The sequence below is a fragment of the Halococcus salsus genome (assembly GCF_009900715.1).
In the GTDB taxonomy this organism is placed as follows: Archaea; Halobacteriota; Halobacteria; order Halobacteriales; family Halococcaceae; genus Halococcus; species Halococcus salsus.
This window is the reverse complement of record NZ_JAAAJC010000008.1, coordinates 43,062-57,954: the sequence shown is the minus strand read 5'-3', so window position 1 is coordinate 57,954 and position 14,893 is coordinate 43,062. Positions and strand designations below refer to the sequence as shown.

Annotated in this window: 12 protein-coding genes and 1 pseudogene; 6 read left to right on the top strand and 7 right to left on the bottom strand. The window is 60.6% G+C overall.

Annotated elements, in window-relative coordinates; translation table 11 throughout:
- Positions 1-20 precede the first annotated feature (20 nt).
- The gene (locus GT355_RS15265) at positions 21-1,916 is read left to right on the top strand and encodes a hypothetical protein (protein ID WP_160135419.1); all 1,896 of its coding nucleotides are present in this window, start codon (positions 21-23) and stop codon (positions 1,914-1,916) included.
- Positions 1,909-2,844, top strand: coding sequence for a hypothetical protein (locus GT355_RS18105; protein ID WP_192928031.1), 936 nt, complete (start codon positions 1,909-1,911; stop codon positions 2,842-2,844). Before GT355_RS15265 ends, GT355_RS18105 begins: the two co-directional genes overlap by 8 nt.
- 33 nt (positions 2,845-2,877) lie before the next feature.
- On the opposite strand, the gene GT355_RS15255 is transcribed toward GT355_RS18105, so the two are convergent.
- The 5 genes and pseudogenes from GT355_RS15255 to GT355_RS15235 all read right to left on the bottom strand — a co-directional run.
- Positions 2,878-3,336 carry a toxin-antitoxin system TumE family protein gene (locus GT355_RS15255; protein WP_160135418.1) on the bottom strand — a complete coding sequence of 153 codons (459 nt, stop codon included), beginning with the start codon at positions 3,334-3,336 and terminating at the stop codon, positions 2,878-2,880.
- A gap of 10 nt (positions 3,337-3,346) precedes the next feature.
- The gene (locus GT355_RS15250) at positions 3,347-3,919 is read right to left on the bottom strand and encodes a DUF7342 family protein (protein ID WP_160135417.1); all 573 of its coding nucleotides are present in this window, start codon (positions 3,917-3,919) and stop codon (positions 3,347-3,349) included.
- 128 nt (positions 3,920-4,047) lie between these two features.
- Positions 4,048-4,311 carry a DUF8081 domain-containing protein gene (locus tag GT355_RS15245; protein ID WP_160135416.1) on the bottom strand — a complete coding sequence of 88 codons (264 nt, stop codon included), beginning with the start codon at positions 4,309-4,311 and terminating at the stop codon, positions 4,048-4,050.
- Positions 4,312-4,374: 63 nt separating this feature from the next.
- Entirely contained in the window at positions 4,375-6,081 is a 1,707-nt protein-coding gene (locus GT355_RS15240) for a hypothetical protein (protein ID WP_160135415.1), read from the bottom strand.
- Between the two features lie 31 nt (positions 6,082-6,112).
- Positions 6,113-6,343, bottom strand: a pseudogene (locus GT355_RS15235) (transposase); the annotation flags it as partial.
- A 343-nt stretch (positions 6,344-6,686) separates the two neighbouring features.
- Between GT355_RS15235 and GT355_RS15230 the strand changes: the two are divergent.
- The 3 genes from GT355_RS15230 (at position 6,687) to GT355_RS15220 (ending at position 8,955) form a co-directional block, all read left to right on the top strand.
- Positions 6,687-6,971, top strand: coding sequence for an AbrB/MazE/SpoVT family DNA-binding domain-containing protein (locus GT355_RS15230; RefSeq protein ID WP_160135414.1), 285 nt, complete (start codon positions 6,687-6,689; stop codon positions 6,969-6,971).
- Complete coding sequence (locus tag GT355_RS15225) at positions 6,964-7,428, top strand: hypothetical protein (protein ID WP_192928030.1); 465 nt, start codon at positions 6,964-6,966, stop codon at positions 7,426-7,428. The genes GT355_RS15230 and GT355_RS15225 overlap by 8 nt, the downstream gene beginning before the upstream one ends.
- Positions 7,429-7,674: 246 nt before the next feature.
- Positions 7,675-8,955, top strand: coding sequence for an RNA-guided endonuclease InsQ/TnpB family protein (locus GT355_RS15220; RefSeq protein ID WP_160135412.1), 1,281 nt, complete (start codon positions 7,675-7,677; stop codon positions 8,953-8,955).
- Between the two features lie 520 nt (positions 8,956-9,475).
- On the opposite strand, the gene GT355_RS15215 is transcribed toward GT355_RS15220, so the two are convergent.
- Positions 9,476-11,476 carry a DUF2079 domain-containing protein gene (locus GT355_RS15215; protein WP_160135411.1) on the bottom strand — a complete coding sequence of 667 codons (2,001 nt, stop codon included), beginning with the start codon at positions 11,474-11,476 and terminating at the stop codon, positions 9,476-9,478.
- The gene (locus tag GT355_RS15210) at positions 11,469-12,515 is read right to left on the bottom strand and encodes a glycosyltransferase family 4 protein (RefSeq protein ID WP_160135410.1); all 1,047 of its coding nucleotides are present in this window, start codon (positions 12,513-12,515) and stop codon (positions 11,469-11,471) included. The genes GT355_RS15215 and GT355_RS15210 overlap by 8 nt, the downstream gene beginning before the upstream one ends.
- Before the next feature lie 131 nt (positions 12,516-12,646).
- Here GT355_RS15210 and GT355_RS15205 point away from each other — a divergent pair, with 131 nt between their 5' ends.
- Entirely contained in the window at positions 12,647-14,824 is a 2,178-nt protein-coding gene (locus GT355_RS15205) for a carboxypeptidase-like regulatory domain-containing protein (protein ID WP_240145836.1), read from the top strand.
- Positions 14,825-14,893: the final 69 nt, after the last annotated feature.

Here is a 14,893-nt window from a genome sequence, read left to right as displayed (position 1 = left end):
GGCACGGCGGGACTCCTCAGATGCACGCTATCACTCACCGGCGACTCTCGAAGGCCACGCTTGCGGCGGGTGCGATCGCACTCACCGTCGCCGTCCTCGCTGCACACGCTACCCCAGCGACTGGCTACGAGCTCTCGATCTACCGGGCAACGCCGACTGCGTTCTGGATCGGGCTGTTCGTCGCGCTGGCGATCGCGGTCGTCCTCGCCGTTGCCAGTTACCGACGATCGATCCGGGTCGTAGCACTGTGGCTCGGCGGCCTCGCGATCGTCGCGTTCGCCGCGTTACCGCTTCTCCGTAGTTACTATTTCTTCGGCCCGGGGGATGCACTCACCCATCTCGGGATCACCAAGAGCCTCGCCCGCGGAACCATTGACCTCACAACGGTCATCTATCCGGCGATGCACACCCTCGCTGCTCTTCTCGGCATCCTCACCACGCGACCGTTCACCTGGGCACTCTTACTTACTGTCCCGATTTTCGTCGCGGTGTTCGTCCTGTTCGTCCCGCTCTGTGTGCGCCTGATCGTCGCCCGTCCGACCGTCGACCCGACCGCCGTCCTTTCGGCGCTGCTCTTGCTTCCGATCGCCGTCATCTATCTCCCGGTGCTCCAGCCGATCCCGACCAGCGAAGCCATCCTCTTCGTCCCCGCCGTCACCTTCGTGTTGCTCGCGTACACGCGCCGCCCCCGCCGACTCGCTTTCGGCACGCTGCTCGTGCTCACGCTTGGCTTTCTCGTTGTCCTCCATCCCCAACACGGCCTTGTCTTCGGGGCCCTCCTCGGGATCGTACTGGTCACACAGTTCCTCGCCCAACCACTGACACGGACGGTCTCAGGGCCGACAGCGATCGCGCGCCTGTTCGTCCAGTTCGTCGTGCTCGCCGGTGTCGGCCTCGCGGTCGTCTGGCTCTGGCTTCGCACCCAATCGCTGTTCGGCCGCGGGGTCTCCCAGCTCGGCCCCGTGCTGTTCGACGTCGAGACCGCCGCCCAGCTCCAAACCTTCCTTGCAACACACTCGTTCGATGCCATCGTCGCCGAACTACTCGACACCCCCCCGCGACCGATCATCCCGCGCAGCAACACCCTAGAGACACTCGGGGTGTCCGTCCGTACGATCTATCGTCGTACGTTCACCGTCGAGATCGTCTATGGGATCGTCGCCGTGCTTGCCCTCTTCGTTCCACTCCTCTCCAAAGCCGCGAACCGCCGCCATATCCGGTATTCGGTCGTGCTCTCGCTTGTCTGTGGGATCGTCCCCGCTACAACTCTCACCGCGCTGTACGTTCTCGCGGGCAACCCGCTCCAGTATTTCCGGTATCTCGGCTTCATTCTGGTCTTCGTGACGATCCTCGGTGGCGTCTTCCTCTGGGAGGCACGCGCCGCCGCCGAGACGTGGCTCCCATCGGTACCCGTCCGTAGCGTTCTCGCCGTCGGCTTCGTCGCGTTGCTGGTTGTCTCCTCGTTTACGATGTTTCGTTCGCCGTACGTCACCCAACAGACCGACCACGTCCCCGAGGGACAGATGGATGGTTACGAGTTCGCGTTCGCATATGGCGGAAGCGATATCGGATTCGCCGGCGTCGTCTCGCCGATCTACCGCTATCGGGACGGCATCGCCGGGACGAACGCATCGAGCGTGTCCAAGGCATCGCTCGACGATCCACGCGGCAGCGGTTCGTACTCGCGCGTCCCGTTCCATTTCGCTGATCAAGAGCTCCGCACACAGTCCGACGACCCGTTCTATCTCCCGGTGACGGCCGCCGACCGACAGTCGAGTACACGGCTGTACGGCGGCGTCGAGTTCTCGCAGGACGATTTCGCATACCTCACCACGACGCCCGGCATCGCCAACACCTATGCGAACGGCCAGTTCGACCTTTACCGCGTCGAACCGGCCAACGAAACCGATGGATGAGACGAATCAACCAGAAACGGGCACCGGTATTGTGAAAACCCGCCAGCACCAATCTCTCAGTCACATGACGATGCCAGACCACACGACTGAGCGTTTCATGGTCTTGACCGGGAGCGAAGACTTCGCCGACCACATTCTCGATATGACCGATGTACAACTGGATGACGAACTCGAAGAACTCAAGGAACTGTTCTCAGATGAGCAACTCGAACAACTCGAAGAACCGCTACCGGAGGAGGTGCTCACTGATATATTGCTCTCTTTTAATTGGACACTACCGGGCGAATTGATGTGCAGTCACAGTTCCAAATCGTATGGCATCGACCTTGTGTCGCTCTCGGAGTACACCGCCGAACGAGGTCTCGATGAGATCGACTTCGACGGCGATGCTCCCGACGGATTGTGTTCATACTGCTGGTCGAATACACAGGAGATGCTCGCCGTGGAAAGGGAACGCAGTGCAGAGGGCGTGTATGACCGGATTGGCACGGTCGGCTACCGCCTCCGGTGGAAGCAAAAGGGTCGTGCCCGCGAGGAGTGGTACGACATCGTCGTCCGCCCGGAGACGACGATGGCGGAACTGGATCGACTCGTGTGCCGGTTCAGCACGCTTGGTGACTTCCACCTCCGGATGTACGGTCTCGAAGATGAGTATCTGGACTCAAGTATCAACGTCGTTCCAGACCAGCAGCACTCGGACCCGTCGGACATGATGGCCAGCGAGATAACGATTGCAGAGGTCGCCGAACGGGCAAGCCTCTGGGAAGGGGATCGCCTCAGTCTCGTCTACGATTTCGGGACGCCCTCGCACTTCTACTGCATCGTCAAAGAGATCTATGAGCCAGCAGAACTTGATTCGCTCTTGACCGAAACTGATCTCAGTGCAGCGACCGAGACAGCCGCTATCGTTGATCAGAAACGTCCCTGAAAGTGGGTTGTGTATGCTGCGAAAAAACGGTACTCAGCTCGTCTCTTCGTAGTCCTGCCAGAGTTCCTCGATTCGTGCTCGAACTGCTGCGAGGACCATCGAGAGAACACTCCGGTAGTCGTCCGGAAAACGGCTATCAGTCGGTTCGCCCGCATCGGGTGGCGGATGAAAGTGTTCACGAGTGCTGTGAGTGCTCGATTGTCGATCCCAGCGACATTGCCAGACGTTGCTCCCGCCGTCGTCGATATCATCGATATGGGTCTCTGTATAGTGCATGTTGAAGCCGTCGTTGCGGTACCACTGGATTTCGAGGTTTGCCTCCCGAACGGGCGCGGGATAGCGCGCTGGGTCGAACGTGACCGCGAGATGCTTGTGTTCGGCAGTTCCTTCACCAGCGATCAGGACCACCTCCACAACTTGATCATCAGTGCGAAGCGTTCGGGCGATGGCTTTGAGAATCGCCTCGTCGATTGGCGCGTTCGGGTCGGACATACGACCCGGGTCACGCCGGAGCCGACTGCTGCTCGCGCTGGAGGCGCTGAGCGTGTTCGAGCACGCGCTGTTCCTCCCGGACAGTCAGCCAGTCGTTGACGTCAGTCCAGATGGCTTCGAGCGCGTCGTGATCATCCGGGTCGGCGATATCGAACGCACTCACCTGCGCTGGATCAGACATGTCGTATTTGTCTTGGTAGGCGCGGTCGCGGTCAAGCAGCGTTTCGAGCCGGGTCGCGAGTTCATCGCTCGAATGGGTGCGTCTGGCTTCGTTGGCGCGTTTCCAGCGAAAATACGCGCGATTGCGCTGAAACTGTGCGGGCCGTCCCTCTCCGACCGGTTCAACGATACCCATCTCGGCGAACCAGAGGAGGTGTCGCCGAGCAGATTCAGGTGTGCACTCGGTTCGGTCGGCGACGGCGGAAACGGAAGTGGGTTCGCGCAGCGTGAGTGCAGTCTCGTAGATGCGTTCTTTGACCGTCTTGTCCTCGTTCCACTGCTCGCGCTCTTGGCGAACAGCCTCGTCTGACGGCATCCCGTCCGAGGGAATACCGACATCTGACCCTGTATCGTGCTCGCCCATATCCGATAATATGACGCACTTGCGTAAATATGTTAGCCTCAGTTGGTGAGAGGTTGCGGAGTTTGCGACAGACGGACTCGCCTGAAATCCGATGGTCGGATTCCGCGTCGTTCACGGCGTGGAGGATGTCATGCATCCGGGTCCGGCACCCATACCTTGTGTACGGGCTGGAACACCACATACGCATCCACGTTGGAGTTGTCGTTCGGGTGAGCCGTGTGGAGCGTTAGGGCTCCCATCTCTGAATGCGAGCGATTCTGTTCGGACACCCACGCTTCTGCGCGGTCCTCCGAGGGGAACTCGATGCGAAGATCGTCATCGAACACCTCCTCGGTAAGCGGTGTCTCACGGAATACCGAGTCTTTGAGTTCGACGAGGTAGTTGCCAGACATGACGCGAGTGTTCGTGCTGAGAGCGCTTCAAAGTATGTTCCACTGTCATGCTGAGTGGGTGATTCACGGGTCGTAATGGTAGACGTAGGGATGGTCACCCGTTCCGTCGGGCATGATGTCCCCGAGGATATCTTCGAGTTGCGCTTCGGTCGGTGCCGTTGTGACGACCTGCCCATCGTAGATGGCCACGTATGCTTCTTCGAGCCCGAGGTCGCGGAATTCCCGGCCCAGCCGTCGGGCGTTCGCCTTTCCGAGCTGCTCGTGATAGATCCGCGCCAACTCAGTGGTTTTGTCCTTGAGTTCCGCAATCTCGTCGGCGAACCGCTCGCGGTTGTCTTGGTTCTTCGTGTAGAATCGCAGGCGTTCGGCGTCACTGCGGGCCGGTTCGTCCTCCGGAGGAAGCATTTCGGCGATCCCGAATCGGTGTTTTGCCTCTTCGTAGACGGTCTCCGGATCGTCCTTGATCATCTGCATCGCCATCCCCGCAAGCATATCGACTTCTTCCATGCCGTTTGTCACGATCCGCCCGTCGTACGGGAGCAACACGACCGATGTCACCGCAACCGGGAGCGCCTCTTCGGGAAGCGCCTCCGCATAGCTGTCGTAGACGCCCGTGACTTTGTACGCTCGCGGTTCGTCCGGATCGAGAAACACCGACCCGTCTTCGAGATGCTCGACGACGAAAAACTGCCCCGCCTCGTAGTTCAGCCATGATTCGATCCGTTCGAGTTGCGATTGCGAGAGGTCGGCGGGATTTTCTCTGACGAACTCCTCGATCACCTCGACCGCGTTGGCTTCCCGATAGAGCGTGTCGTGAATCGGCTGGATCTCGTCGGTAGACAACCGTTCGAACTCTTCGTAGCTGTCGATGCCCGGCACCACATCGAAGCGGTCGTTGGCGTACAGGAGCAGCTGTCCCTCCAGTTCGATGAACTCTCGTGCAGTTTCCGGGTCGAGAATCGATGAATCGGCCGTGTCACCCGGGCTTGGGATCAGTTCGCTCCCTTCTTCATCCATTCTCGTGACGATTTCTTCGATGACGGCATCGTACTCTTCGGGGGCAACATCGGCACGTTCGAGTGCGACATCGGGATCGACCTCGCCCTGTACTTCGTCGGTCGCCGTTGCGAGTGAGGCGAGCACGGCATCGGATTCCGGCGACAACGAGTTGATGATCTCTTCGAGTCGGTCGGCTTCTGCCGATGGCAGGAGTTCGTCCGGGTCGAGACTTTCAGCCGGTTCCCAATCCGGGGGATCGAGTGGAGCTTCGGGGAGTTCGGATGACGCCGCGGCATCAGAGACAGCATCGAGGTGCGTGGCGTCATCGAGCTCGCCACTCATGAACATCGACTTCGCCATCCCCCAGTTGGCGGGATCAGCTGCGGCGTCGACGATGGTGTCGCCGAGCGATTCGACGTGCGTCGCCAACCGATCTCCGTTTTCGATATCACCGCGAGCGTCGAGAAATCGGAGAAAGGCCCCGATCACCGGTGCGACCGCTTCGAAGTGGTCGGAGTCGGCACTGATCTTTGCGGGGTAGAGCTGTCGACACACCGCTTCGAGACTGTGCTCGTCCGGGTCGTCGAGTGGCACGTACTCGTAGCCATACAGCAGCTCGTGAAACGTTTCGATGGCAAACTCTGCTTCACGTTGCTGGTGTTCTGTGAGCCGTTCGAACTGCTGACTGTCGGCAAACTCCGACACGAGTCGTTCGATACGATCGAGTGAGGCTTGGTATTGCTCGTCCGATGGTGGATCGTTTCCATCCATACAGCCGTTTGAGCAGCCACAACCAAAATTCGTTCTCACACTCGGCGCGCTTCTTGGCGAAGTAGTAGTCCTCTTCTTTGAGTGCGCCACCGGGGTACAACAGGCTCTCGTCGCCGAACGAGACGGCGGCGACATTGCATATCCCGAGGTCAATCCCGGCAACGGAGTTGCCGGGTGCGTCGGGTACGCCAATTTCGACGTTACAGACGATATGTAACCGCCAGACGCCGTGTTCGTGGACGGCACGCACCTGCCGCTGGTTCCGTATGGAAGCGCGGTGGGTGCGGGTGACGGTTCGATTCGCCATACATAGCCTATATTCCCGAATAAACCTAAGCGTTCCAATTGTGGATAGCCGGCCAGCTATCGCCGTGCAGTCGGCAGTTGCACAGTACCGAGACACAGCTTACGCGATTCGCGCCCGCCCCTCGACCTGCGGCCTCGGGACGGGATTCTCTCGCTGTTGAAAGATAGAGTGCTGAATACGTCCTCTGGGTCGGTCACGCCGATTTCAGTAAGGCAGACACCTATCATATTAAAAATTTTAAATATTCTGTAAATCACTATACCAAAACCGTTACATTACTCCCACACAAAGTGGGAATATGGCAACGGTGGATTCCAAAGGACGAATCGTCCTCCCACAGGAGGTACGAGAGCGTCTCGGTATTATTCCCGGTACGGAAGTGGAAATTCACGAAGAAGAGGGAAAAGCAGTCGTTGAACCTGAAGACGACCCCGACCAGATTATCGAACGCATGGAGCAACTCATTGAAGAAACGTCGTCAGAGCATGGGGAGACGACTCCGCTTCACGAAGGAGCCGACCCGATCGCCCAGAAGCATAGAGACGCCGTACGGAGAGGAGCGGAGAAAACCGACGATGAATGACGGTGGCCCGTATCTTTTTGATGTCGGAGTGATTGCCCTCGCACACACAGAAGCTCCCGTTCGTGATGCTGCACTCTCGCATGTCCGCAATGCCATCGCTGGCACCATAGATGCCGTTGTTCCGTATCCAGCGCTGTTCGGAGCGCACACCGTCCTGACGGCGTACTATGGGCGTTCAAACGCAGATGCGTCTCGGCTTCTCCAGAATTTCATGGACGCGAAGCGAATCCACTGGTACGACGGGGTGTCCAACGACATAGTTCGGGGTGGGTTTTCTCAGGCGAGCAATGCAAATGTTGGTGGGTGGGACGGGTACTATGCTCAGGTAGCAATTGACGAAGGGGTGAATACTGTATTGACGATTGATGATGATTTCGACCGATTTGATACGTTCGATACCGAAATCATTCTCTCATCCGACGAATTCAGCAAACTGAATAGATTTCTTGAAAACTGATTCTATCCTCTATCCCGATTTACTTGAATTATTAGTCTTTATAGAAACTTGATAACCAAAACAATTACCTGAAAGGCAGGCGCAATGCCCCACCCTCAAGGAGCGCCGGGCGTCCGATTCCATCGGACGCACAAGCGAGTAGGGTGGGATACGCGCCGTGAGCTTGGTTCGGCATTAGCCGGACATTGCACGGCCGGATATTCCGCAATAGGAATATTTAGGTTTGTTCAGATACATTGATTACGTATGGCGGATTCGATGGTCACGCGCACTTATCGAGCGAGGGTTCGGAACCACTCGCAAGTGTGCGACGACCTCGATTCGCTCGGGTTCGCCGCCGCGAAACTCTGGAACGTTGGGCGGTGGACCGTCCAACGTGTCTGGGATGCCTGCGGCCAAATTCCCGACGCTAACGCGCTCATGTCCTACCTCAAGGGCCACGAACGCTACGCGGACCTTCATTCTCAGTCCAGTCAACGAGTTCTCCAAGAACTCGGTGAAGCGTTCACCGGCTGGTACGGCAAGCGCGACAACGGGGACACGAAAGCGAACCCGCCCGGCTACCGAAAGAACGGCGACGAACACCCGCGCTCGACGGTCACATTCAAGACGGCGGGCTTCAAGCACGACGCCGCGAACAACCGTATCCGACTCTCGAAGGGCAAGAACCTCAAGGACGGATGGTCCGACTTCGTACTCTGCGAGTACGATGTCATCGGTTCGCCCGAAACGAGGGTCGAAAACGTCCAACAGGTGCGCGCAGTCCACGAACACGGCGAATGGCGATTGCACATCGTCTGTCGTGTCGAGGTTGATGTGCCAGAGTCGTCCGGCAACGAAGTTGCCGGGATTGACCTCGGCATATGCAACTTCGCCGCCGTGTCGTTCGGTGGTGAATCCCTGTTGTATCCCGGCGGCGCGCTCAAGGAGGACGAATACTACTTCGCCAAGAAGCGCGCTGAATGCGATAAGAGTTCGTCGCGCGAAGCGCGGCGACTCGATCGAAAGCGCACCGACCGGCGGACGCACTTCCTGCATACGCTCTCAAAAACGATTGTCGCAGAGTGTGCCAAGCGCGACGTTGGAACAATCGTTGTTGGCGACCTTGCGGGAATCCGCGAGGACGACAACGGTGAAACCGCCGACTGGGGTGACCACGGCAACCTCGATTTGCACGGATGGGCGTTCGACCGCTTCACGACGATGCTCGACTACAAGGCTGAAGTCAAAGGTATCAGCGTCGAGCCCGTTTCCGAACGGGATACGTCAAAGTCGTGTTCGGCCTGCGGCCGAACCGACGACAGCCAGCGCGTTGAGCGCGGATTGTACGTCTGCGACGAATGCGGATTGGTCGCCAATGCCGACAGTAACGGTGCGGAAAATATCAGACAAAAGGTACTCCCGAATCCTCGGCGAGAGGATAGGGATAACGGCTGGTTGGCACAGCCAGCGGTTCGCCTGTTCGACCGTAGCGAGGGCGGTTTCGCCCCGCGAGAACAGGTCGCTCAAACGAACCGCGAACCCTAATATCCCAACTGCGGTCGGGAATCCCCGTCCTCAGCGAGCGCCCGTATGGGCGCGAGCAGGGCGGGGAGGATGTCAATACACTGATCGGTGTGTAATCATCCATGACGAGCATGGCGAACCGGGACAAGACTGCTGGCAAGTGCGACCACTGTGGTCGAATAGCAGCCGTCGCCGTATCAGATGGCGGTTCACATATGATGGGTAATACGGAGTGTCCCGATTGTGGGGCGGACGATTTCTCTCTGTTAATATTCACCGAATAGGGTGTACCGGAGTTTCTGGGTGGCAAACAAAAGCGCGGCAGCGATCCCTACGCCTCCGCTCTCCACAGTTTTCGGTCGTCAGGAAACGTATTTATGATCCCCCTACAACTAGTTACTCGGAGAGCGAGTAACAATGGAAAAGGACACGACCGAGGACGAAGACCATCTTGCGGACGTACCGGACGGCTGTGGCTGTACGGAGATCTGGGAGCAATTGAGCGAGCAGCGCGACAAGGACTGACCGCCCTCCGATTCGCTCACCGTCCGGCTGCCGTCGCGTTCGTCCCCGACTGCACGACGACCGATTCGAGCGCGACCGTCCCGTAGCCGGTCCGGAAGCCACGGAACTCGATCCCGTTGCGCGGCTCTTCAAGCGTGAACGGAACGGTCACCGTCTGTGTCCCCGTCGCCGCTGGCACCCGCTGACGGGCGATCGTACGCGGCTCCTCGCCCACCGCAACGTCGACGGTTGCGGCCGAGCCGTTCAACCCACCGCCACCCGCTGAGAGACGGAACGTTGCGGTGTAGTTGCCCGCCGGGAGCGCCGTGTAGGGACCGTGCCAGACGTTGCTGCCGTTGGTCCCGCCGGAATCGACGAGGCGGTCATTTTTGACCCGCCCCTCACTCGCGACGAACTCGTCGGCATCGAAGACGGCCCGCTCGCGCGGCGTCGACTGCGTAATGCCAGTCGGCGATCCATTATACCCACGTTTGAGGATCCAGATACCGTCCTGATAGCGATAGAGCCCGTACTCGTCGCCGACAAACGTGAAGTACGCGTCCCGCACGGGTGCCGACCAGTCGAACGGGCGCGTATCCAATCGCGTATCGAAGAGGACATACTCCGGCTTCGGCGTGCCGTAGCGCTGTTGATAGAGTTCGAAGAGGGCAGGATTCGGGATGAACGTCGCGTTCGAGCGCGTCGCGACGTGGGGATAGATCGTGTTCTGGGTCACGAGCGAGGCGTTCGCGGGCACGCTCTCGATGGCCGTCGCGAGCGTCTCGGTATGGTCACTAGTTTCGGGCACTGCACCCTCCTCGGCAATGGTCTGTGCACCGGCCCCCGCGCTCGTCAGGAGGACGACGACGAGAAACGCCGTGAGTACGCGCCCCGACGGCAGCGACGGCGACAGCCGCCCTAAGACCCGACTGGCACCGATGTAAACGAAGGGCAGCAGATAGAGCGGGTAGTGGCCGCCGAAGGTGTAGAACGCCTCCGTCCCGGTCAACAGCCACGCGAACCCGAGAAACGGTGCCAGCGCACCGAGCGTGCTCTCGTCGACCAGCGCGAGAAACAACACCGGCGCGAGAAAGAGCGCGAAATACAGCAGCTTGGTGAAGAGGTCAGTCCCGAGCAGTTCGACGATGAGCTCGGGCCGCGAGAGAATCAACGAGAGCAGCTGGCCGGTCGTTGCCCGCCCACCTTCGACGAACGGCTGCAACGGCGCGGCGATCGCCGCCTCGCGGATGCCAGAAACACGACTGAAGCGGGCAATGACCGCCCCCGAGAGGAGTTTCGTAGCGACGGTCAGCCCGACCGCCCCGGCGAACACCCACCGCTCGCGGGTAAGGCGACCGGCACGGTAGGCACCGAGCGCGAGCCCGACGAGAAAGCCGCCACCGATGAGCACCATGAGCTCGTTGGTGACCAACACGAGCGCGAACGCCAGCAGAAACAGCCGATAGCGTTTGTTGGCATACCAGTGGTAGGCCAGCAGGACCAACACCGGCAGGAGGACGTGCTCCTGAAAGTCGTAGATCCACGCCGACCAGAGAAACGGGTTACACGCGTACGAAGCGGTCAGAAACCCGACCAGACGCCGATCCTCGATATGATTGCTGGCGACGACCCACACCAGCGGGATACTGGCCGCAAGCACGAACGATTTCCACAGCAGCAGCGTCACCGGCGACTCGACAAGCGCGAACAGCGGGACGAACACCAACAGCGTGAGCGAGAAATGGCCGCCCCAGTACGAGCCACCCGGATGACCAGCGACGTATTTCCCTTGCTGGAGGAACCCCTCGCCGTCGAGTGTCGTCGCGAACATGTGGACGTACGTGCCGAAATCCGCCCCCGTCAGCCAGAAGCTCTCGTAGAGTGCGATGGTGTAGGCCCCAAAGCCGACGAACAACACTGCCGCGAGGACAACGACATACCACGGCACCACCGCATAGCGCCGAACCGACCGCGCCAGCGGCGCGGCGACCGCGTCGGGAAGGAGGCGACTCCCGATGCGTTCGAGACGGCTATCCATCGGCTTGCTCCGATGTCGTCAGCAGCGCTTTGAGCTGTGGATAGACGGTTTCGAAGCTGTGTCGCTCACCAACCTGACGAGCACTGCGACAGCGCCGTTCGTAGCCGCTGTCGTGGGACCACTCCCATCGGAGGGTTCTGAGCCGCGCGACCAGATTGCCGACTGTCGAACCGTGCAGGACGGCCGCCCCCTCCGGCGGATGAGTTCGCAGCGGCGTCGTCACGACAGGCGTGCCGGCGGCCAGCGCTTCCTTGATCACCAGACTGTCGGCATCAATGCGGGTCGGATGCAAAACGGCATGGGCGTTCGCGTAGGCGTCTGCGAGTGCGCCTTCATCGAGAAAGCCCAGGCCCTCGATCGCCGGATGATCGCTGTCGCCGGTCGTCACCACCCGCAGCTCGTCGGCGAGCGTGGCCGCGATCGCTCGCGTGCGATCCCAGCCTTTCGAGCGCAGCTGTGCCGCCGTAACGAGCACGGTAAAGGGCTCTTCACGGGTGCTTTCGGTGGGCCGGAACAGCGACGTATCGACGAAATTCGGGATGTAGTGGGTGTTCTGATGTGGGGAGGTGTAGCTGTCGGTCACCGTATGGACTGCATCGAATCGATCGAAGGCGTGCTTGCCGAGGGCACGATACAGCAGCTTTGCCGTCGTCGGGACGATCCCGTAGTGGGGTTCGTACAACTGCTTCGTGAGATACACCCACGAGTGGATGCCCGCGATGGCGCGGGTCTCGCCGGTGAAAAACGAACGGGCGAACGGATGGTAGAACAGGTAGGCACTGTCGAACCCAGAGAGATTGTGGTGCCAGCGCTCGCGATAGGAGACAGAATCATCGAGGACATCCGTGGCCGCCACGCGCCGCTCATCCCGTGGCGTGTACGGCAGCGCGCGGACCGCGACATCGAAGCCGTCGGCGGCCAAGCGGTTGGCGAGCGTTGTCGTCCACTTCTCGCCGCCGCGATAATGCTCTAAGGAGAGATGTGGGCATAGTGCGATCTTCATCTCGTCGGCCGTTGTTTGCACGACGACGACCCGCATGATGACCGTTACGGTCGCCCGCGCACAGTCGTGCTGGCGTGCTGCGATCCGAGTACGTGGGTCGAGCGGTGCGCAGTCCGACAGTTGCCGGGAAGGAAAGCAGTTTTATCCGGTCGTGGAGAGAAGTCGATGTGGTCTCCGCGCCTCGCTTCGGCACCGTCGTGGTCGTTTGTCTGGCGGCGTTGCTCGTGACCGTTGGGCTGGTACCGGCCAGTACAGCGGTGGTCGACGCGAGCGCGGCCGACCGTTCGTTGCAGGTCGACCGGCCGACCAACAACAGCTCCGTCGTCCACGAGGACCCACAGTCGGCCGACGACGAGGGCAACGTCTCCAAGCTCCAGGGATCGCTCTCGGATCGCCTCGGCGAGACGCTCGTCGACTGTTCGGAGGGACTGCAGGTCGGCAACTACAACGCCTGCAACCGGACGGGCAACTATCCCGACTGGCTCGACAAATACGTCAACGTCACCCGCAGCTCGGACTCCGAGACCAACAAAACCAGCGAGTTCAAGCAGGCCAGGGAGAACCAATCGTCGTACGCAAACGACGTCCAGCGATTCCGCAAGACCGTCGATCAGTATCGGACCGCACGACAAAACGGTCAGACAGAGCGCGCCCAGCGCCTCGCGCGCCGAGCCCAACGGCTTTCGCGCCAGATCAACGAGACCGGAACCCGCCTGACCGACGACTTCCGCGCGATCGACAACGGCACGACACAGAACTTCTCGGCGGCGATCAACACGACCAACGCGATCACTGACAACGTCACCGCGGTGGCCGAAACGGTCAGCGTCGAGCAGTTCGCGAACACGACGGTCACGGCCTCGACGGCCGACCAACGAGCCGCGTTCAACGATTCGTTCGTCGTGAGTGGTCGCCTCACAACGCCAAACGGAACGCCGCTCGCGAACCGTACCATCGTACTGGAGGACGACAACCAACTCCGTCGGACGACCACCGACGAGTCCGGCCACTACGTCATCACCTACCGGCCGACGCTTCTCTCGCTCGATACGCGTCGTCTCACGGTCCGGTATCGACCGTCGACTCAATCGATCTACCGGAGCAATCGGACGACAGTGCCCGTCTCCGTCCAACAGGTTACGCCAACGATTCAGGCACAGACGACCCCGCAGTCCGTCGGGTTCGACGACCTGCTTTCAATCACCGGCCGCGTCGCGGTCAACGACAGCGGTGTCGGCTCGCTGCCGGTCGCGATTTCGATCGACGGCGAGGAGCTCAATCCCTCCGATGGGAGCCGCGTCCGGACGGGCAACGAGGGTCGTTTCAGGATGGCCCGCGGGCTGCCGGCCAATGTCACCCCCGGTCGCCAGACCGTTCGCGTCTCGCTGCCCCTCGAGAACAGATCCATCGCCAGTACGAACACGTCGGTCCCCGTGACGGTCACGCAGACGCCGACGGAACTGTCACTCAACGCCACCCAGCAGTCAGTGAACGGTTCGGCCGTCGGCGGGCCGATCATCCACGTCGAAGGCCAGCTCACCGCCGACGGGACACCGGTCGAGAACCGAACGGTGTCAGTCGGGCTGAACAACTCCACGACACCCGTGACGACCGACGAGAACGGCAGCTACGCGGCCAACGTCACGGTGCCGAAAACCGCCTTCGCCGACCAGACGGGCACCACGACGGCGACGATCGGTGCGACCTTCGACGGTGCGGAGACGAACCTCGAATCGTCGCGTCGCCGAACGACGATACAGCTCACGGTGCCGGCCCAGACGACCGGCGTCGTCGAGCAGTTCGTCGACGCGTTCGCAGCCCTGCCGATAACCTATCAACTACTGCTCGGGTTCGGTGTCGTGTTCGTGCTCGGCGCTTCCGTCTCCGTCCTTCGTGCGTGGCTCGGCCTCGGTGGGACCGAGACTACGGATTCTCCGACGTCGACGATGGCGAGCGAGGAGACGGGACCCACCGACGAACAGCGCGATGGTCTCGCGGCGCTTCTCACGGCGGCACGCGAGCGGCTGGCGGCGGGTGAATCTGAAAATGCGATCGGACTCGCGTACACGGCCGTCCGACGGGTTCTCGGCCGCGACGCCGAACTCGGGGGCGCACGGACACACTGGGAATTTCTGGATGCATGCATCGACCGTGGCATCAGCGAGCGTCGGATCGGGGCACTCAGGCGACTGACCGAACGCTACGAGCGCGCAACCTTCTCCCCACGTTCGCTCTCGACGGAGACGGCGTCGTCTGCACTCGACGATGCCCGGACAGTAACCGAATCCGACGACCCAGCGACGACCGACGAGCAGGTCACGGATTCCGAGTCAAAATCAAATTGATATCCCCCCGACCTACTCGCTTGTGCGTCCGATAGTATAGGACGACCGTCACTTGTTGAGGACGGGTTT

Excerpts from the sequence above, each read along its gene's own strand:
- GT355_RS15265 (WP_160135419.1), top strand. The coding sequence starts at position 21 with ATGCACGCTATCACTCACCGGCGACTCTCGAAGGCCACGCTTGCGGCG.
- GT355_RS18105 (WP_192928031.1), top strand. The coding sequence starts at position 1,909 with ATGGATGAGACGAATCAACCAGAAACGGGCACCGGTATTGTGAAAACC.
- GT355_RS15255 (WP_160135418.1), bottom strand. The coding sequence starts at position 3,336 with ATGTCCGACCCGAACGCGCCAATCGACGAGGCGATTCTCAAAGCCATC.
- GT355_RS15250 (WP_160135417.1), bottom strand. The coding sequence starts at position 3,919 with ATGGGCGAGCACGATACAGGGTCAGATGTCGGTATTCCCTCGGACGGG.
- GT355_RS15245 (WP_160135416.1), bottom strand. The coding sequence starts at position 4,311 with ATGTCTGGCAACTACCTCGTCGAACTCAAAGACTCGGTATTCCGTGAG.
- GT355_RS15240 (WP_160135415.1), bottom strand. The coding sequence starts at position 6,081 with ATGGATGGAAACGATCCACCATCGGACGAGCAATACCAAGCCTCACTC.
- GT355_RS15230 (WP_160135414.1), top strand. The coding sequence starts at position 6,687 with ATGGCAACGGTGGATTCCAAAGGACGAATCGTCCTCCCACAGGAGGTA.
- GT355_RS15225 (WP_192928030.1), top strand. The coding sequence starts at position 6,964 with ATGAATGACGGTGGCCCGTATCTTTTTGATGTCGGAGTGATTGCCCTC.
- GT355_RS15220 (WP_160135412.1), top strand. The coding sequence starts at position 7,675 with ATGGCGGATTCGATGGTCACGCGCACTTATCGAGCGAGGGTTCGGAAC.
- GT355_RS15215 (WP_160135411.1), bottom strand. The coding sequence starts at position 11,476 with ATGGATAGCCGTCTCGAACGCATCGGGAGTCGCCTCCTTCCCGACGCG.
- GT355_RS15210 (WP_160135410.1), bottom strand. The coding sequence starts at position 12,515 with ATGCGGGTCGTCGTCGTGCAAACAACGGCCGACGAGATGAAGATCGCA.